At 59.8% G+C, this 19,012-nt stretch carries 19 protein-coding genes and 1 riboswitch; of the genes, 10 read left to right on the top strand and 9 right to left on the bottom strand.

The genetic code is table 11. The annotated features are described in order from the left end of the window. Positions 1–14: 14 nt before the first annotated feature. On the bottom strand, positions 15–176 hold the full coding sequence (locus BN1135_RS22225; protein ID WP_098971540.1) for a hypothetical protein: 162 nt from the start codon (positions 174–176) through the stop codon (positions 15–17). Further along, on the bottom strand, positions 161–1,060 hold the full coding sequence (locus BN1135_RS16615) for a DMT family transporter (protein WP_042022997.1): 900 nt from the start codon (positions 1,058–1,060) through the stop codon (positions 161–163). The genes BN1135_RS22225 and BN1135_RS16615 overlap by 16 nt, the downstream gene beginning before the upstream one ends. A gap of 90 nt (positions 1,061–1,150) precedes the next feature. On the opposite strand from BN1135_RS16615, the gene BN1135_RS16620 reads away from it, so the two are divergent. Then, entirely contained in the window at positions 1,151–2,110 is a 960-nt protein-coding gene (locus BN1135_RS16620) for a LysR family transcriptional regulator (protein ID WP_042022998.1), read from the top strand. Here the strand turns inward: BN1135_RS16620 and trpS are convergent. Next, entirely contained in the window at positions 2,089–3,102 is a 1,014-nt protein-coding gene (gene trpS / locus BN1135_RS16625; RefSeq protein WP_042022999.1) for a tryptophan--tRNA ligase, read from the bottom strand. The two genes, BN1135_RS16620 and trpS, sit on opposite strands and share 22 nt — an antisense overlap. Before the next feature lie 192 nt (positions 3,103–3,294). Further along, complete coding sequence (locus BN1135_RS16630) at positions 3,295–3,732, bottom strand: universal stress protein (protein WP_005339229.1); 438 nt, start codon at positions 3,730–3,732, stop codon at positions 3,295–3,297. A gap of 490 nt (positions 3,733–4,222) precedes the next feature. On the opposite strand from BN1135_RS16630, the gene fabV reads away from it, so the two are divergent. The 6 genes from fabV (at position 4,223) to BN1135_RS16660 (ending at position 11,204) form a co-directional block, all read left to right on the top strand. Then, complete coding sequence (fabV, locus tag BN1135_RS16635) at positions 4,223–5,410, top strand: enoyl-ACP reductase FabV (RefSeq protein ID WP_042023000.1); 1,188 nt, start codon at positions 4,223–4,225, stop codon at positions 5,408–5,410. A gap of 92 nt (positions 5,411–5,502) precedes the next feature. Next, positions 5,503–6,027 (top strand): non-heme ferritin, encoded by a 525-nt coding sequence (ftnA, locus tag BN1135_RS16640; protein WP_042023001.1) that lies wholly within the window; start codon positions 5,503–5,505, stop codon positions 6,025–6,027. Between the two features lie 147 nt (positions 6,028–6,174). Next, positions 6,175–7,359 carry a BaiN/RdsA family NAD(P)/FAD-dependent oxidoreductase gene (locus BN1135_RS16645; RefSeq protein ID WP_082186824.1) on the top strand — a complete coding sequence of 395 codons (1,185 nt, stop codon included), beginning with the start codon at positions 6,175–6,177 and terminating at the stop codon, positions 7,357–7,359. Between the two features lie 81 nt (positions 7,360–7,440). After that, positions 7,441–9,114 (top strand): sensor histidine kinase, encoded by a 1,674-nt coding sequence (locus BN1135_RS16650; protein ID WP_042023003.1) that lies wholly within the window; start codon positions 7,441–7,443, stop codon positions 9,112–9,114. 46 nt (positions 9,115–9,160) lie between these two features. After that, on the top strand, positions 9,161–9,904 hold the full coding sequence (locus BN1135_RS16655; protein WP_042023004.1) for a LytR/AlgR family response regulator transcription factor: 744 nt from the start codon (positions 9,161–9,163) through the stop codon (positions 9,902–9,904). 109 nt (positions 9,905–10,013) lie between these two features. Beyond that, positions 10,014–11,204, top strand: a complete 1,191-nt coding sequence (locus BN1135_RS16660; RefSeq protein WP_042023005.1) for an L-lactate MFS transporter — start codon at positions 10,014–10,016, stop codon at positions 11,202–11,204. 73 nt (positions 11,205–11,277) lie between these two features. Here the strand turns inward: BN1135_RS16660 and BN1135_RS16665 are convergent, their stop codons facing one another. The 4 genes from BN1135_RS16665 to BN1135_RS16680 form a co-directional block, all read right to left on the bottom strand. After that, the gene (locus BN1135_RS16665) at positions 11,278–12,402 is read right to left on the bottom strand and encodes a 5-(carboxyamino)imidazole ribonucleotide synthase (protein ID WP_042023006.1); all 1,125 of its coding nucleotides are present in this window, start codon (positions 12,400–12,402) and stop codon (positions 11,278–11,280) included. After that, the gene (gene purE / locus BN1135_RS16670; RefSeq protein WP_042023007.1) at positions 12,399–12,908 is read right to left on the bottom strand and encodes a 5-(carboxyamino)imidazole ribonucleotide mutase; all 510 of its coding nucleotides are present in this window, start codon (positions 12,906–12,908) and stop codon (positions 12,399–12,401) included. The genes BN1135_RS16665 and purE overlap by 4 nt, the downstream gene beginning before the upstream one ends. A 63-nt stretch (positions 12,909–12,971) precedes the next feature. Then, positions 12,972–13,274 (bottom strand): P-II family nitrogen regulator, encoded by a 303-nt coding sequence (locus BN1135_RS16675; protein WP_042023008.1) that lies wholly within the window; start codon positions 13,272–13,274, stop codon positions 12,972–12,974. 4 nt (positions 13,275–13,278) lie between these two features. Next, entirely contained in the window at positions 13,279–14,205 is a 927-nt protein-coding gene (locus BN1135_RS16680) for a sodium-dependent bicarbonate transport family permease (RefSeq protein ID WP_042023009.1), read from the bottom strand. A gap of 111 nt (positions 14,206–14,316) precedes the next feature. Between BN1135_RS16680 and BN1135_RS16685 the strand changes: the two genes are divergently transcribed. From BN1135_RS16685 to murI, 3 genes are all read left to right on the top strand, one after another. After that, on the top strand, positions 14,317–15,219 hold the full coding sequence (locus BN1135_RS16685) for a LysR family transcriptional regulator (RefSeq protein WP_042023010.1): 903 nt from the start codon (positions 14,317–14,319) through the stop codon (positions 15,217–15,219). 35 nt (positions 15,220–15,254) lie between these two features. Then, a riboswitch (cobalamin riboswitch) is annotated at positions 15,255–15,432 on the top strand. Positions 15,433–15,484: 52 nt separating this feature from the next. Beyond that, on the top strand, positions 15,485–17,308 hold the full coding sequence (locus BN1135_RS16690; protein WP_042023011.1) for a TonB-dependent receptor domain-containing protein: 1,824 nt from the start codon (positions 15,485–15,487) through the stop codon (positions 17,306–17,308). A gap of 114 nt (positions 17,309–17,422) precedes the next feature. Beyond that, positions 17,423–18,226 (top strand): glutamate racemase, encoded by an 804-nt coding sequence (gene murI, locus BN1135_RS16695; RefSeq protein ID WP_042023012.1) that lies wholly within the window; start codon positions 17,423–17,425, stop codon positions 18,224–18,226. Positions 18,227–18,233: 7 nt separating this feature from the next. Here the strand turns inward: murI and BN1135_RS16700 are convergent, their stop codons facing one another. After that, on the bottom strand, positions 18,234–18,725 hold the full coding sequence (locus tag BN1135_RS16700) for an RNA recognition motif domain-containing protein (protein ID WP_042023013.1): 492 nt from the start codon (positions 18,723–18,725) through the stop codon (positions 18,234–18,236). Positions 18,726–19,012 lie beyond the last annotated feature (287 nt).

Raw genomic sequence — 19,012 nt, forward strand, 5'->3', positions numbered from 1 at the left:
CTCAGATCTTGCATTCAGGCATGGATGGCATAGCTCAGCATGGCTTGCAGCTTGCTATCGAACAGCCAGGGCAGCAGTACCATCAGCAGCCCCAGCATGCCAGCCAGTCGCTGGCGATATTGCCAGCCAGCAATCACGACCAGACCACCGCACAGTGTGGTCAGGATGCCTGACATAGTGAGCTCTCGCGCTGCATGCGGCGCTGCTGCGCCCACTGGTTCATGGCAACCGAGCCAAGGATCAGCGCCAGTGCGACACCGGTAGTGGGATGGATCTGCTCACCGAGGAACATGGCACCCAGCATCACGCCGAACAGCGGCACCAGATAGTTGCTGAAAGAAGCAAAGGTCGGGCCCGCTTTCTGGATCAGCGCCATATAGAGGAAGTAAACCAGACCGGTACAGAGGGTACCCAGCACGGTAATTGCGCTCAGGGCCTGGCTGCTTGGCATGGTCAGCTGGCTCAGATCGGTCAGGAAGGGAGCGGCCAGCAGCAGTTGGATGGCAGAGGAGATCAGGATGTTGCGGGCAACGACCACGGGGTGATCCTTGGCGAAGCGCTTGATCATCAGCAGGCCGATGGCAAAGCAGCTGGCGCCGAACAGGATGGCAATGGCACCGAGCAGACCGGCGTTCATACCTTGGGAGAGCTTCGGCCAGAACAGGATGAGCACGCCAGCAAAACCGATGATCACCGAGAGCAGGCCGCTTTTGGTAATTCTTTCACCAGAAATAAACAGGGGGGCAGCCAGAATGGTCACAAACGGGATGCAACCCATGACCACGGCGGCGATGGCGCTGTCTACGTATTGTTGGCCCCAGGCGACCATGATGAAGGGGATGGTGGCATCCAGCAGGGCGATCAGCATGTAAGTGCGCCACGGGGTGTGCTCACTCTTGAGACGCATAAACAGGCAGAGCAGCCCCAGGGTCAGGCTACCGCACAAGGCACGACCGGCAGCCACCATGATGGGGGGCAGTTCGGCAACGGCCTGATGCATGAAAATGAACTGGGAACCCCACAGCAGGCCAATGGCCAGCAATAACAGATAGCTACGCATGTTAATCTCCGATGTATTGAGCTGTGCATTCTAGGGAATCTGCTAGTATGGCGAAAATGAATTGTTGGCATCCTACTATGGTGAATATCGATGGATAGCTCACTCGCCCGTCTCGACCTCAATCTGCTCGCCGTATTCGACATGCTGATGCAGGAGCGTAACGTCACTCGTGCCGCCGATCGGCTGCATCTCTCTCAATCCACCGTCAGCCACGCGCTGGGGCGGTTGCGAGTAGCGCTGGATGATCCGCTGTTTGTGATGAGCCGGCGCGAGATGATGCCGACCGAGCGGGCCAAGGCGTTGGCCGGGCCGGTACGGCAGGCATTGGCGATGCTGGAGCAGGGGCTGCGCCAGGCCAAGGGGTTTGATCCCGCCACCGCGCGGCGGATTTTTCGCATCGCCACCCCGGGTTCGGTGGAGCATGGGGTGGTGCCAGTGCTGGTGGATTGGCTCCATCGACTCGCGCCCCACTGTCGGTTGGAGGTGTGCGACTTGGCTGACAGCGACTACGAGCGGGAGCTGGAGAAGGGGGAACTGGATCTGGTGATCGGTTTTGCCGGAGCCAACCACCTTTCGCCTCGCTTGTGGCGGGAGGATTGGTTCAACAATCCGCTGGTCTGCCTGTCTCCGCTCGGTAGCGAGCTGCCCGATGTGCTGGGGCCTGCCGAGCTGGTCAGCCGCCCCCACATCCACACCTCCAGCTGGGGCCACAGTCAGGCCATGGTCGAGCTCTGGCTGGCCCGCTTCGGGGTAGCGCGGGAGCTGGGGGTCAGATTACCGAGCTTTATGGCGGTGCCGCCACTGATGGCCAGTGGCCGCTATCTGGTGGTGGTGCCCGAGATGATCGGGCGCCTGTTCTGCCGCTACTATCCGCTACGGATGCATCAGCTCGATCCCGCCATCCCGATCATCTACCTGATGGCAGGGCACCCGCTCACCGCCCACGACGAGGCGATCGGCTGGTTCAAGAGCCTGCTGCACCAGCTGGTGTTCGACCTCTACGGTGCCGATGCTTTGGGCTCACCGGCTCAACGCAGTCTGGCGAAGTAGTCCAGCCCCATGGCGCTTTTCACCTCCGCCAACACCTCATCGGTGATGATACGGGCCTGCTCGGTGCCCTGATACAGAAGTTCCAGCAGCTTCTCCTTGTCGGCGATGGCGGCCTGGCGACGCTCTCGCATCGGTGCCAGCAGGGTTTGCAGGCAGTCGTTGAGCACCTGTTTGCAGCGCATGTCGCCCAGTCCGCCGCGCTGGTAGTGGGCCTTCATCTCGGCCACCAACGCCTTGTCAGGGTGGAAGGCATCCAGATAGGCGAACACCGTATTTCCCTCCACCTGACCCGGATCGCTTACCCTGAGGTGGTTGGGGTCGGTATACATGGCGAATACCGCCTGTTTGACCTCTTCCGCCGACATGCCGAGTTCGATGGTGTTGCCGAGGGATTTGGACATCTTGGCCTTGCCGTCGATGCCGGGCAGGCGGCCGGTGTCGCTCAGGATCGGCTGGCACTCGGTCAGCACCTCTTTGCCCACCAGTGAGTTGAAGCGGCGGACGATCTCGTTAGTCTGCTCCAGCATCGGCAACTGATCTTCCCCGACCGGCACATGGCTGGCGCGAAAGGCGGTGATGTCGGCGGCCTGACTGACCGGATAGACCAGAAAACCGGCCGGTAGCGTGCGCTCGAACCCTTTCTGCTGGATCTCCGCCTTGACGGTGGGATTGCGCTCCAGCCGGGCGACGCTGACCAGATTGAGGTAGTAGCAGGTGAGTTCGGCGAGGGCGGGCAGGGCGCTCTGCAGGCAGAAGGTGGTTTTGGCCGGGTCGAGGCCGACCGCCAGATAGTCAGCCATCACCTCCAGCACGTTGTCGGTCACCTTGGCCGGGTTGTGGCCGTTGTCGGTCAGCGCCTGCAGGTCGGCGATCATCACGAATTGACGGTAGTGGTGCTGGGCTTCGACGCGCTGGCGCAGGGAGCCGACATAGTGGCCGATGTGCAGTTTACCGGTGGGACGATCGCCAGTCAGGATAACGGGGTTGTGCATGTCACTCTCTCCAGTTGGGTGAGCCGGGAGGCGACAAAGGGATAAAAACAGTTGACCGCCTCTCGGCGGTCACGGTGTTTTCTTTGGGAAATCTTGAATAGAAACGCGGTGCCGCCTGTTTAGGAGCAGCACCACCAGTAGTTGTGATTGAATGCGGTCATATTCATAGCAAATCAAACTACGCCGGTTTCATTACTTCTGCAAGGGGACGACCAGCAGATCGCACGGCACCGTATTCATCAGCTGACGGGCACTGGAGGTGAGCAGGCTCCAGAAGCTCTGGCGATGGCCGCACACCAGCAGGTCGATTTCATACTCCTTGACCGCCTGATTGACCCGCTCGCTCAGATCGCCACAGATCACCAGCTTCTTCTCGATGGGATAGTCCACCGAGGCCAGAAATGCCTCCAGCTTCTCTTTCGCTTCAGCGATCACCTGATCCTGCACGTTGTCGATGTCGATATCGATCATCTCGGTGTAGAGATCCTTGAGGTCTACATCGACATGGATAACTGACAGCTTGGCGCCGTTGGAGCGAGCTCTGTCCACCGCCTTGTCGATCACCTTGCGGTTATCTTCAGAGAGGTCGATCGCAGCCAGAATATGCTTGTAATAGGTTGTTCCACTCATGGGGTATCTCCTTACCGATCCTTCAGCCCACTATACCCATCTCTGCTGAAACTAAAATGGTGTATCAGGCACAGTTTTGGGATTTAAATGAGTTTAATTTCGTGTGTCACAGGGTGAGCCACTCAGTTATTAACCATTGTTTGCCTATAAATTAAACAAGAGTTTGAAGCCGGTCACACCCCCTGGCTTGCCGATCAGGGGGGAGAGGCATAGGATGGGCCCGTGCTTCGCAATGAACACAAAACAACAAAAAGCATCTGAATACCGCTTTGGGGAGCCATGTGCTCCCTTTTGTTTTTCTGCCTCATTTCCTGCTGCTTTTCTGACTGATAGCGATCTGGCATCAAGTTAATCTCCCGCGATTTGGTTATGCTGTAGCCAGTTTCTTTGGCGGCCTTCCCATGATCATTCACCCGCAGAGTCAGGTGTGGTGTGGGTTTGCCCGCAACGGTCGTTCCTCATATCGCCTTGATGCCCTGGAGATTCATTCATGATTATTCACCCACAGATCAAGGGCTGTGTTGCCCGCAACTGTCACCCCATCGGTTGTCGTGCCGCCGTGCAGCAGCAGATCGAACGGATCAAGGCCGCTGGCCAGTTCAATGGGCCCAAGCGGGTGCTGGTGCTGGGGGCCTCCTCCGGTTTCGGGCTGGCGTCGCGCATCGCACTCGCCTTCGGCGCGCAGGCCGACACCATAGGTATCTCGTTCGAGCGCGGCCCCTCCGACAAGGGGCAGGGCAGCGCTGGTTGGTACAACAACATCTGGTTTCGGCAGGCGGCGGAGCAAGAGGGGCGTATCGCCATCAACCTGATCGGTGATGCCTTCTCTGATGGCATGCGCCAGCAGGCCATCGACACCATCCGCCAGCAATTGGGGCAGGTGGATCTGGTGATCTACTCGCTGGCGAGCGGCATTCGGGTGCTGCCCGACGGCACTCAAGTGCGTTCGGTACTCAAGACCACCGGTCAGCCGTTCAGCGGCTGGGGGCTGGATCTGGAGCAGGATACCCTGGTGCAGCAGTCGCTGGCCCCCGCCACCCCGGAGGAGATCCGCGACACCGTCACTGTGATGGGTGGCGAGGATTGGCAGCTCTGGATGCAGGCGTTGCAGCAGGCCGATTGTCTGGCCGCTGGCGTCCAGACCGTGGCCTACTCCTATATCGGCCCCGAATCCACCTATCCCCTCTATCGGGATGGCACCATCGGTTATGCCAAGGAGCATCTGCACGCCACCGCCGAGACCATCAACCTGCAACTGGCGGAAGTAGGCGGTCACGCCTGGGTATCGGTCTGCAAGGCGCTGGTGACCAAGGCGAGCGCCTATATTCCGGTGCTGCCGGTCTATCTGGGCCTGCTGATGGGGGTGATGAAGGAGCGCGGCGTCCATGAGGGTTGTATCGAGCAGATGCAGCGACTGTTTGCCGCCAAGATGTATGGCCCGCAAGGAGTAGTAGCCGATGGTAACCGGCTGATCCGGATGGATGACCACGAGCTGGACCCGGCCATTCAGGCCGCTGTCTCGGCCCTCTGGCCCAAGGTGACGCCGGAGAATTTCCACGCTCTGGGGGACTTTGCCGGATTGCGGCAGGATTTCATGCAGCTCAACGGCTTCGAGCTGCCGGGTGTCGATTATGCTGCGCCGGTGGATGTCGTCTCCCTTGGCGAGCTGACCCCCTGAGCTGAAAGAAACGGGATCTCCCTCTCGTTGATGGGTTGATTCGAAGCCGGAGTGTGGCGACAATCGATACCACATCACTGAGGAGAAACAAGATGCTGGCCCAAGCCATGATCGAAAAGTTGAACGAGCAGATTAACCTGGAGTTCTACTCCTCCAATCTCTATCTGCAGATGAGTGCCTGGTGTGAAGACAAGGGCTTTGAAGGGGCAGCGACCTTCCTGCGCCAGCACGCGGTCGAGGAGCGCCAGCACATGGAGCGCCTGTTCACCTACGTGAGCGAGACCGGTGCCATGCCTCGTCTGGGTGCCATCGATGCCCCTCCCTATGAGTTCAAGTCGCTGGGTGACGTGTTCCGCTCTACCCTGGAGCACGAGTACCACATCACCAAGTGCATCAATGGTCTGGCCCACGTGGCCTTCACCACCCAGGACTACTCCACCTTCAACTTCCTGCAGTGGTATGTGGCCGAGCAGCATGAAGAGGAGAAGCTGTTCAAGAGCATCGTCGACCGTCTGGGTCTGGTGGGTGAAGATGGCAAAGGCCTCTACTTCATCGACAAGGAGCTGGCCGAACTGGCCAAGGGCGCCCCTGCCAGCATCATGGACAGCAACGCCTGATAGTCGTGGACACTTAGTGTTCAGCCAGTACAATAACGGCCCTTTTAAGGGCCGTTGTTTATTCTGATGCGAAGCCAACGTTGTGTTCTGCCAGAGGCAATCGCGGTTCTGGCCAGGTGCCGTTTTTCTTTTGATAAGTGAGTGATGATGAAGCAGGTCGATGTGGTGGTGATTGGGGCCGGTGCGGCCGGATTGATGTGTGCGGCGCAGGCGGGCTACCGTGGTCGATCTGTGCTGGTGCTCGACAACGCCAAGAAGCCGGGCCGCAAGATCCTCATCAGTGGCGGTGGTCGCTGCAACTTCACCAACCATCAGGCGGGCGCCCACGCCTACCTCTGCGCCAACCCTCACTTCAGCAAGTCGGCGCTGGCCCGCTACACCCAACAGGATTTCATCGATCTGGTGGACCGGCACGGGGTCAACTATCACGAGCGCACTCTGGGGCAGCTGTTCTGCCTCGAGAGCGCCAAGGAGATCGTCGACGCGCTGCTCACCGAGTGCGACTGGGCCGGGGTGACCCTGCAGTTCCAGACCGAGATCCTCAGCGTCAGCAAACAGGATGAGGGTTTCGTGCTGACCACCAGCAAGGGTGACATCGGCTGCCATTCGTTGGTGGTGGCGACCGGCGGCCTCTCCATGCCCAAGCTGGGGGCCACCCCTTATGGCTTCAAGCTGGCGGAGCAGTTCGGCCTCAAGGTGCTGCCGACCCGCGCCGGTCTGGTGCCCTTTACCCTCCATCAGGCAGAGAAAGAGGCATTCGCCGATCTGGCGGGCATCAGCCTGCCGGTAGCGGTGACCGCCGAGGATGGCACCCGCTTTAAAGAGGCATTGTTGTTCACCCATCGCGGCCTCTCCGGCCCCGTTATCCTGCAGATCTCCTCCTACTGGCATGCCGGCGAGAAGATCCACATCAACCTGCTGCCGGAGCTGGATATTCCGGCCGCCCTGCGGGAGTGGGCACAGGCGCACCCGGCGCAGGAGCTGAAAACCGTGCTGGGGCGCGAGCTGCCCAAGCGCTTCGTCGACAAGCTGCTGGAGCTGGGTCAGCTGGTCAGCAAGCCGATGCGCCAGTACAACGAGCGAGAGCTGGAGGCGGTGGCCAACCTGCTGGGTGACTGGCAGATCCTGCCCAACGGCACCGAGGGGTATCGCACCGCCGAAGTGACCCTGGGTGGCGTCGATACCAACGAGCTCTCCTCCAAGACCATGGCGGCGCGCGAGGTACCCGGCCTCTACTTCATCGGCGAAGTGGTGGATGTGACCGGCTGGCTCGGTGGCTACAACTTCCAGTGGGCCTGGTCCTCCGGCTGGGTAGCTGGTCAGTACTGTTGATGTCACAGGGGCTGGTTTATCCGGCCCCGGTTTATTGGTCGGGGTTATGGTGACCTGTCGGGTTGCCGCAAGGGGGCGCAGATGCTTGAGAATCAGATGATGTTATTGGCGGTGTTCGAACGGGCGGCGCTGATGCTGATGACCCTCTTCTTCCTGACCCGCACCCGGCCGTTCCAGCGGTTGTTTCAGAAGCGTGATCACACCCCGGCCGAGCTGGTGCTGGTGGCCTCCATCTTCGGCCTGTTCGCCGTGTTCAGTACCTACACCGGCATTCCGGTGGAGGGGGCGCTGATCAACGTGCGGATCATTGCCATCATCTCCGGTGGCATCCTGTTTGGCCCCTGGGTCGGCATTCCGGCCGGGGTCATCTCCGGTCTGCACCGCTACCTCATCGACATGGATGGTCACACCTCCATCCCTTGCCTCATCGCCAGTATTATCGCCGGTCTGCTCGCCACCTGGCTGCACCTGCGCTGCCGCAAGTCGCGGCTCTGGCTCTATGGCATTCTGGCGGGGATGCTGTGTGAAGGGCTGACCATGCTGCTGATCTGGCAGCTGACCGAGCCCCACTCGGTGGGGGTGGAGATCGTCAGCCACATCGCCTATCCGATGATCGCCGGGGCGCTCTGCATCGGCCTCATCATCAAGCTGGTGCAGGATCTGGATGACGAGAAGGAGCTGATTGCCGCCAAGCAGGCCAAGCTGGCGCTGGATATCGCCAACAAGACGCTGCCCTTCTTCCAGAACATCGATCGCCACTCCCTCAGTCAGGTGTGCGCTGTGATCCGGCGCGATATCAGCGCCGATGCGGTGGCCATCACAGATACCCATGACGTGCTGGCCTATGTCGGGGTGGGCAAGGACTATTACGAGCTGGACGAGCACCACGCCATCAGCGGCATGACCCAGCAGGCGGTGCTGCTCGACCAGATCATCATCAACAACGATCTGCGCCAGTATCACCTCTCCGATTTCCACTCGGTCATCATTATTCCGCTGCGGGAAAATGGCTCGGTGAGCGGCACCCTCAAGATCTATTACCGCCGCACCCACAGCATCACTAGCTCGCTGCGGGAGATGGCGGTGGGCCTCTCCCAGCTCATCTCCACCCAGATGGAGGTGTCGCGTATCGAGCAACTCAAGGAGATGACCCGCAAGGCGGAGTTCACCGCGCTGCAGAGCAAGATCAACCCGCACTTCCTGTTCAATGCCCTCAACGCCATCTCGTCACTGATCCGCATCCGGCCCCAGCAGGCGCGCCAGCTTATTGCCAATCTGGCGGATTATCTGCGCTACAACCTCAACAAGGGGGATGAGTTGATCGACATTCAGGAGGAGCTGCAGCAGGTGCGCGACTACGTGGCCATCGAGCAGGCCCGTTTCGGCGACAAGCTGGAGGTGGTGTTCGAGGTGGACGACGTACACATTCAGGTGCCGAGCCTGCTGTTGCAGCCGCTGGTGGAAAACGCCATCCTGCACGGCATCCAGCCCCGCAGCGCGCCGGGCCGGGTCACCATCGAGGTGAAACAGCTGGCGGGCGGTATCCGGGTAGCGGTGCGTGACACCGGTTACGGCATCAGTCAGGCGGTGATCGACGGGGTGGCCGCCGGTCGGGTGGAGAGCCGCAGCATCGGCCTGATGAACGTGCATCAGCGGGTCAAGCTGCTCTATGGCGACGGCCTGCATCTCAAGCGGCTGGAGCCGGGTACCGAAGTGAGTTTCTATCTGCCGGATCAGGAGTCGATGCCATGCTGAGTGCCATCATGGTTGAAGATAAGTGTGTGCCGCGAGAGGTGTTGTCATGCTGAAAGCGATCATTGTGGAAGACGAGTATCTGGCCCGTGAGGAGCTGATCTATCTGGTGAATCAGCACAGCACCATCGAGATAGTGGCGAGCTTCGAGGATGGGCTGGAGGCGTTCAAATACCTGCAGGATCACGAGGTGGATGTGGTATTTCTGGATATCCAGATCCCCTCCATTGATGGCCTGCTGCTGGCCAAGAATCTGCATAAGTCGAGCCATCCGCCCCACATCGTCTTCGTCACTGCCTACAAGGAGTTTGCGGTGGAGGCGTTCGAGCTGGAGGCATTTGACTACATCCTCAAACCCTACAACGAGCCGCGCATCATCAATCTGCTGCAAAAGCTCGAGCATGCGGGCAAGTCGCAGCCAGCCATTACGGGGGAGGCGAGCGGCGACGTGATCAGCCCGCAGAATCGCACCGTCAATCTGGTGAAGGGGGAGCGCATCATAGTCACCCCCTGCGAGCAGATCTACTACGCCGAAGCCGACGAGAAGCTCACCTATGTCTACACCCGCGATGATCGCTACGTGATGACCATGACCATCAGCGAGTTTGTCAGCCGCTTGCCGGCCGAGGGGTTCTTTCGCTGCCACCGCTCCTACTGCGTCAACATCAACAAGATCCGCGAAATAGTCCCCTGGTTTAACAGCACCTATCTCATCCGGCTCCATGATCTGCCGTTCGAGGTGCCGGTCAGTCGCAGCAACATCAAGGCGTTCCGTCAGCTGATGCGGCTCTGATTGTCATTCATTCCCGCCGATCTGCATTTCATGCCTTAATCGATCGGCGCGAGCTGCGTCTTGCCTATAGTGGCCTCAATTTCCTTAAGGCCATCGACCGAGACGCATCATGACCAAAGAGATGAACCGCACCCGCTACCTGACACTGATCGGTACCATCATCACCCAGTTCGCGCTGGGTTCTGTCTACACCTGGAGCCTGTTCAACGCCCAGCTCTCCGACAAGCTGGACGAGCCGGTGAGTCAGGTGGCGTTTGCCTTTGGCCTGCTCAGCCTGTCGCTGGCAGTCGCCTCCTCCATGGCTGGCAAGCTGCAGGAGCGGTTCGGGGTGCGCAACGTCACCCTGGGTGCTGGCGTGCTGCTCGGCATCGGCTTCTTCCTCACCGCCCATGCCAGCAATCTGGCGATGCTCTACCTCTGCGCGGGCATTCTGGTCGGTTTTGCCGACGGTACCGGCTACCTGATGACCCTCTCCAACTGTGTGAAGTGGTTCCCGGAGCGCAAAGGGCTCATCTCCGCCTGCTCCATCGGGGCCTATGGCCTCGGCAGTCTCGGTTTCAAATACATCAACCTGCTGCTGCTCTCCAGCGCGGGTCTTGAGACCACCTTCCAGCTGTGGGGCTTGATCGCCATGTCCATGGTGCTGGTGGGCGGCATGTTGATGAAGGATGCGCCCAAGCAGGCCGCCTCTTTGCAACAGACCGAGAGTCGTGACTTCACCCTGGCTGAGGCGATGCGCAAGCCGCAATACTGGATGCTGGCGCTGATGTTCCTCACCGCCTGCATGAGCGGCCTCTACGTCATCGGCGTCGCCAAAGACATCGGCGAAAGCATGGTCGGTCTGTCGACTGCGGTGGCGGCCAACGCCGTTGCCATCATCGCCATGGCCAACCTGGGTGGCCGTCTGGTGCTGGGTATCCTCTCCGACAAGATGTCCCGCATTCGGGTCATCACCATCGCCCAGCTGATTACCCTGGCGGGCATGGTGCTGCTGCTGTTCGTGCCGCTCAATGCCAACCTCTTCTTCGTGGCAGTCGCCTGTGTGGCATTTAGCTTCGGCGGCACCATCACCGTCTACCCCTCGCTGGTGAGCGACTTCTTCGGTCTCAACAACCTGACCAAGAACTACGGCGTCATCTACTTAGGCTTTGGTCTGGGCAGCATCATCGGCTCCATCGTTGCCTCCCTGTTTGGCGGCTTTATGGCGACCTTCAACCTGATCCTGGTGTTGCTGGTGGTGGCGCTGGTGCTCTCCCTCACCATCCGCCTGCCGGCGCCGGTAGCGGTGGAGCGGGCCTGATAAGCCTCCCTGCCACAGCAAGCAAAAACAAAGACCCGGGCCATGCCCGGGTCTTTGCATTTCCGATGGTCGATCAGCGTGGCGCTAGCCCCAGCAGCTGGCGGGCCTGACGGCAGGTCTCCTCCACCGTTGACCACTCACCACCGGTTACTGTGATATGGCCCATCTTGCGGCCGGGGCGGGGGTCGCCCTTGCCGTAGAGGTGCAGATGCAGACCGGGCAGCGCCAGCAGGGCGGCCCAGTCGGGCGTGCCGTTTTGCCAGAGATCCCCCAGCAGGTTGATTAACAGGGCGGGGCGCACGACGATCTGCTCTGGCAGCGGCAGATCGCACAGGGCGCGCACCTGCAGCTCGAACTGGCTGCATGCGGCGTTGTCGAGGCTGGGGTGGCCCGAGTTGTGGGGGCGGGGCGCCAGCTCGTTGACCAACAGCTGGCCGCCCACCAGGAAGAACTCCACCGTCAGCACCCCGACGTAATCAAGGGCGGCGATTAGCCGCTCGGCTATCCCTTTGGCTTCACTCTCCAGCGCCTGCACATTGGCCGGGGAGCGGGTCTGATCGAGAATGCCGCCGCTGTGCCAGTTCTGCACCAGCGGCAGGGCGCTGATGGTACCGCTTGGACTGCGGGCAAGGGTCAGGGCAAATTCCCCCTCCAGCGGCAGACGTTTCTCCAGCACGCAGGGTACGCCACTGGCAGTCAGCGCGCTCGCCAGCTCATCCAGATTGCCGACCTGCCACTGTCCCTTGCCGTCGTACCCCTCGCGGGCGGTCTTGAGGATGGCGGGGAACAGCGTGCTGGCCTGTGCGGGGATGGGATCTCCCGCCAGCAGCGCCAGATGGGGGGCGACCGGGATATTGGCCCCGCGCAGAAAGGCCTTCTCCTCGCGGCGATCCTGACAGATGCGCACCGCGCTGGCGGCTGGCCGCACCGGTTTTTGTTTTTCCAGTAGGGCGAGAGTGGCGGCGGGCACGTTCTCGAACTCGCAGCTGATGGCCTCGCAGCGGCTGGCCAGATCATGCAGTGCGGCGGTGTCGTCATAGGGGGCGACAATATGGTGATCGGCGGCGGCACCGGCGATGCTGGCCGGGTCAGGATCCAGCACCACCACCTTGTAGCCGAGGCGGTGGGCGGCCATCACGAAGTAGCGGCCAAGCTGGCCGCCCCCCAGCATGCCGAGGGTGGCGGGGGGCACTATCATGTCGGCTCCTCCAGTTGCAGCGCCAGCACCCGGTCGCGCTCGTGGGTGCGGAAGTCGTCGAGCTGCTGCCGGTAGCGGGGGGCGTCGTCATCCCGGGCGACCGAGAGCAGGGAGACCGCGAACAGGGCGGCATTGGCGGCCCCCGCCTCGCCGATGGCGAAGGTGGCGACCGGCACGCCTTTAGGCATCTGCACGATGGAGAGCAGGGAGTCCATCCCCTTGAGGTGGCGGGAAGGGATAGGCACCCCCAGCACCGGCAGGGTGGTCTTGGCGGCGACCATGCCCGGCAGGTGGGCGGCGCCACCGGCCCCGGCGATGATGGCGCGCAGGCCACGATCGCGGGCACTGGCGGCATACTCGAACAGCAGGTCCGGGGTCCGATGGGCCGAGACTACGCGCGCTTCGTAGGGGACGCCGTGCTCCTTGAGGATGCGGGCGGCGGCCTGCAGCACGGGCCAGTCGGAGTCGGAGCCCATTACCAGGCCGATCAGCGGAGGGGTGTTCATGTGTATTGGTTCCTTGCTGTTAAACGTTTGCTTTAAGTGAACAAAAAGAGCCGGCAAGCCGGCTCAGAATTTCTCGGGTCGCACGATTTCGACCGGTTGCAAAAAGGCGATCATGGCGTAGTCGGGGTAGTAGCGACTCTGCAGGTGTGCCAGCAGCCGCTCCGCCTGCTCGCGGTTGCAGATCGCCTCCAGCCGGATGTTGCCGCTCTCACTCCAGCTGGCGTTGCGCTCGCCGTGATCACCCCGACCCCGGGCATCGGTGATGGTGTAGCCGCGCAGTCCCTCTGTGGTGAGGGTGCGCAGCAGAGTGGGTTCCAGATTCGCCTCTGTGATGACGGTGAGCAGGGTGCGGGTCTCGGTCTGCATGTGGCTACTCCGTAAAGTGGTGGGCCCAGCTGTGGTAGAGCGGGATCCCCAGTATGATGTTGAACGGGAAGGTGACCCCCAGCACGGCGCTGAGGGACAAACCGGGGTTGGCCTGCGGCAGGGCGATACGCATGGTGGCCGGCACAGCAATATAGGATGCACTGGCCGCCAGGGTGGCCAGCAGGGTCAGGCCGCCGAGTGAGAGCCCTATGATTTGGCCAACCGCCAGTCCCAGTAAGGCAGAGGCCAGCGGCATCAACAGCGCGAAGCCGAGCAGGAAGAAGCCATGTTTGCGCAGGTCCTGACACTGGCGTGCGACGATCAGCCCCATCTCCAGCAGGAACAGCGCCAGTGCCCCCTTGAACAGGTCGACGAACAGCGGTTTGAGCGGGGCAACGCCATCCGGGCCAGCCAGATAACCGATGGCCATACCACCCAACAGCAGGGTCACCCCTTTGCCGAGGAAGGTTTCGTGAGCCAGCATGCGCCAGCGGGTCTCGCGGCTGATGCCGCGAGCCAGCACGATCCCCACCAGGATGGCCGGGATCTCCATCACCGCGAGGAAGATGGAGAGCTGTGATTCAAAACTGATGCCGCGCTCGGTCAGCCAGTTCACCCCGACCGCAAAGGTGGCCACGCTGACCGAGCCGTAATGGGCGGCGGTGGCGGCGGCATCGACCCGGTTCATCTTGATCCGCAGCAGGGCAAAGCCTGCCAGGGTCTGCACCACCCCGAGCAGGATAACCAGCGCCAGCTGTGGTAGCAGGGGTAACAGGGGTTGTTGGGCCAGACCGACGCCGCCCTTGAGGCCAATGGCCAGCAGCAGGAAAAGGGAGAGGGTATCGTAGAGCGCGGGCGGCAGTTTCAGTTCTGATCGCACCAGACCGGCCAACAGACCAAACAGAAAGAACAGAACAACAACGTCCAGCATGAGGGCTCGCGGGTTGGAGTGGAGATAATGGTTGCATGCTAGAGCCCGCGATGTTTCGATAAAATCAGATTCTGACTGATGGTTGTTCGGTAAAAACTGATAGAGGACGGCATGCTCAACTACAAACAGCTCTACTACTTCTGGCATGTGGCGCGCAGTGGCAGCGTGACGCAGGCGGCGCAACAGTTGCATCTCACGCCGCAGACTATCAGCGGTCAGGTCGCCGAACTGGAGAGCTCCCTCGGGGTGGCGCTGTTCAACCGGGTGGGGCGCCGCCTCGAACTGACGGCTGCTGGACGGCAAGCGCAGGAGCAGGCGGGGGCGATTTTTTCGCTCGGCGCCGAGCTGGAACACTCCCTGCGCCACGCCAGTCAGGAGCTGACCATGCAGGTGGGGATCGCTGACTCGGTGCCCCGAGCGTTGGCGTTCGAGCTGCTGGCCCCGGCGATGGCGCTGGCGACACCGCTGCGGTTGATATGCCACGAAGAGCGGGCCGAGTTGCTGTTCAGCGAACTGGCCCGTCATAAGCTCGACATGGTGCTGATCGATCGTCCGCTGCCAGCCGACAGCAATCTGCGCGGTTATAACCACGAACTGGGACGCAGCCCGCTGGCGCTGTTTGCTACACCCGAGCTGGCAGCGCGGGCGCGGGCTGGTTTTCCCGCCTCGCTGGAGGGGTTGCCGCTGCTGATCCCCGGCGACAAATCGGCCACCCACGACCGGTTGCTGGCGTGGTATCGCCAGCAGGGCATCCATCCCCATCTGGTCGGTCAGTTTGACGACTCGACTCTGATGAAGTCGTTCGGCAAGGCGGGGATGGGGATCTTTCCCGCGCCACTGGCGATGGCCGACGAGATTGTGCGTCTCTACGGGGTAGAACGCATTGCCACCCTGCCCGAGGTGACGCTTTCCTACTATCTGGTCTCGGCGGGCCGCCATCTCTCCCATCCCGGAGTGCAGGCGGTGATGGCGGGGGCACAGCAGCGGCTGGCAGCGCTGGGTGGCCATACATAGAAATCTGGATGGCTATACATCCAGCCTTGCTCTGCCTATAATCCTCCCGCTTTGGCGCATCATGCTTAATAGGGAATCCGGTGAAAATCCGGAGCTGGCGCGCAGCGGTAAGGGGGAGCGAAGCGACATCAGGGCACTGCCGTCAGGTGGGAAGCCGTCGCCGTAGGTTATTAGCCCCCGAGCCCGAAGACCTGCCAAAGTTCGTATTTCGTGCCGAGAGAAACCGGCCACGAAGTAGATACTTACGCGAACTTAAGGATCTCTCATGTCCAAGACATTACTGGTGGCGGCTGCCCTGTTGCCGACGACGGCGTTTGCCCAAACCACCATCCCCATCAATCCAACTCTGGTGATCACCGCCAATCGCGTGGAACAACCGGTCAGCTCGGTGCTGGCTCCCGTGGTAGTGATTGATCGCGCCGAGATTGAAGCCCGCCAGATAGACAATTTGCCGGATCTGCTAAAAACCCTGCCGGGTGTCCAGGTTACAACGCTGGGTGGGAGAGGTCATCAAAGCAGCCTTTACATCAGGGGGGCCAAAAGCAAGCACTCCCTGCTGCTGGTAAATGGCCGCCCGGTCCCCACTCTGGTAACCGGTAGTAATGACCTTAGCCAGATTCCGCTAGGCAATATCGAGCGTGTTGAATATATCCGCGGGCCTCGAGCCGCCATCTATGGCTCTGACGCCATCAGTGGTGTTATCAACCTCATCACCAAAACGTCGGCAAAAAATGGCAACGAGACTCATGTTAAAGGTGGGGTTGGATCACATGGTTATGGGCTTGGGGAGCTGAGAACCGTGCAGGCACTCGGCCAGCAGACCGATATGAATATGATGATCGGCTATGAGCGTACCGATGGTTACGACGTTCGGGCACAAGATGGCTGGACGTCGCTGCAGCCAGATCGCGATGGCTTTGCCGGTTTGAACGGTCAGGTTGGCCTGAACCACAGCTTTAGTGATGCCTGGAGCGCTGATTTTAACGCTCAGGGTTTTAATAACATCACCGAGAGTGACGGTGACTATAGCGATATGAATCGGAATCAGGCTGCCCAGCTTGATGGCGGAGTGCTGTTCAAAAGCGATAATATCTCTAGTCGCCTGGAAGCTAGCTATGGCGAAAACAAGCTAAAAACTTGGCTTGATAACAAGGGTGAAGCTAGCGGCGAGCCGATTCACACTGGCTTGACGCGCCTCTCTTGGGTCAATAACTGGAACCTAATTAAAGGGGCAAATATCACGGGGGGGGCCGACTGGCAGCGGGAACAGCTGAAGTCTGATTCCCGTTCGAGTGGTCAATCATTTACTGCGCCTGACCGTGATAATACAGGGCTTTTTATGGTAGGTAGTTATGGCTGGAATCCGTTCCTGTTTGAGCTTTCCGGCAGGACCGATGACAACGAGCAGTACGGTCGCCACAACACCTGGTCTGCAGCCAGCGGTTTGGATGTCGATGAGAATCATCATCTGCGACTGAGCTATGGAACTGCGTTCAAAGCCCCGACCTTTATGGATCTTTACTCTCCATACTCCCCTAAAAGCGATTATCTCAAGCCAGAAGAGAGCAAGAATATTGAGCTGGGCTTATCCGGCCGCTATAGCGCCTGGGATTGGTCAACGAATCTTTATCGCAACGACATCAATGAAATGATTGATTACGGTCCTGACTATCGCCCTTACAACATCGGAGAGGTGCGACTGGAAGGTGCTGAGCTGGCCATTGGATTGGACACCGGGCCGTTCCACCACAAGGTGAGTTACGATTACACCCGAGCCCAGGATAGAAGCAAGCAAGATCGCCAGTTGGACCGGGTGGCCAAGCATAAAGGCAGCTTGATTACTGAAATCAGTCTTGGCTCCGTTCTGTGGTCTGGCGAGATCCTTTATACCGGGGAACGGACCGATCTGGGGGCAACTAAACAGTTACCTTCTTATACCGTGTTCAATCTGGCTGCGACCTATCCGGCGACCAACGCCCTGACCCTCGGGGGGCGAATCGACAACCTCTTCGATCGTAACTATGAGGGGGCGTATGGCTACGCTGCGCCAGGAGCCGAAGCCAAGGTGACCGCAGACTATCGTTTTTAAGGTTAAGCGCGCTGTCGTTTTCAGGCGAAAACCGAGGCCCTGCTATATGCGGGGCCTTTTCTATTGGGCACAGGCGGGAGTATGATCGCCGCCTTGCACCAAAGGGGAGGTCAAGTGGCCAATATTCTCGTGTTTGATTCCGGTATGGGTGGCTTGACCATCTATCGCGAGATCCGCCGCGCGCTGCCGGCACACCACTATTTCTACTGTTTCGATAACGCCAACTTCCCCTATGGTGAGCTAAGCGAACCGGCCCTGATTGCCGCTTGTTCCCGATTGGTCACTACCATGGTGTCCCGTCATCATATTGATCTGGTGGTCATTGCCTGCAATACCGCTAGCACTATCTGCCTGCCAGCACTGCGCGCGGCACTGGATATTCCGGTGGTGGGAGTGGTGCCCGCCATCAAACCGGCCGCGGCCCAGACCCGCAATGGCTGTATCGGTCTGTTGGCCACGCCGGGTACGGTGAGCCGGCATTATACCCATGAGTTGATAGCCCAGTTTGCACCGGGCAAGCGGGTTTTGCTTAAAGGCACCACCGAGTTGGTAATAGAAGCAGAACACAAGCTGGCGGGGTTGCCGGTCAATATGGCGCTGCTGCAAGAAGTGTTGGCGGACTGGCTGGAAGGGGAAAGCGTGCCGGATACGCTGGTGTTGGGGTGTACCCATTTCCCACTACTAAATGAAGAGATACAGCAACTGATGCCGCAGTGTCAGTTGATTGACTCGGGCAGTGCTGTTGCCAAACGGGTGGCCTGGTTGCTGAGCAATGGCGGGCATGCCGCCGTGCAGCCAGTATATATAGAAGAGGTGATTGCCAGGGCTTACTGTACCCGGCTGGATGGGGAGGCCAAAAAACTGACAGCCCCCTTGCAAGCATGGGGGCTGTCATCACTGGAAGAGGTGAGGTTCTGACGAGCGGTTAGACGTCAGCTTCGCTACCTTCCCTTTCCTCTTTATCACGTTTGTCATTCGCTTCACGTACCTTGAGGGTGCGCTGCTGGTACTCTTTATCATTCAAAGCGGCAATCGCTCTGGCGGCATCGGCGGCGGGCATCTCCACGAAACCGAAACCTCTGCGCTTGCCGGTGGCCTTGTCCTTCATCAACCGCACGGATATCACTTGGCCCTGTTCGGCAAACAATTCGCGCACCGCAATCTCGTTGGCGCGATAGGGCAGGTTACCTACATATAAGGTGCAAGTCTCCTGACTGGTGATTGATTCAGCGGCATCAGCCTGGGTTCGCTTCAGGAACAGCGGGACCACAAAACCGCCGATGGCCAGACCTGCAGCAAAAATCACTTCTGCTTTTAAAGAGAAGTGCAGGGCTTGGGCTACCAGGTAACCAACCACTGCCAATATCAGAGCAAGGATTGCGGCCTGCATATATACGGGAAACTTGGATAAATTCATCTTAAAAGACCTTTTGTAAATGAAAGCAAAAAAGGTGCAACACTATATTCACCTCCATGGTAACCAGCTTTCCTGATTGGCGCTACCATGGACCACTCGGGAGAGGTTATCGGCTCCAGTATGGCATTCCAGAGGCCAGTAATGGCGACAAAATGACGCTAAAAAGGGAGTGAAACAGCCAGATTGTGGATAACATTGTATATATACACTGAATAAGCTGTTTCTAATTGAATAATTTGAAGATTTCGTGATTATCTTCAAAAAATCCCTTGTCATCCCGGCGCGGC

This window comes from Aeromonas sobria (genome assembly GCF_000820145.1).
Taxonomy (GTDB): Bacteria; Pseudomonadota; Gammaproteobacteria; order Enterobacterales; family Aeromonadaceae; genus Aeromonas; species Aeromonas sobria.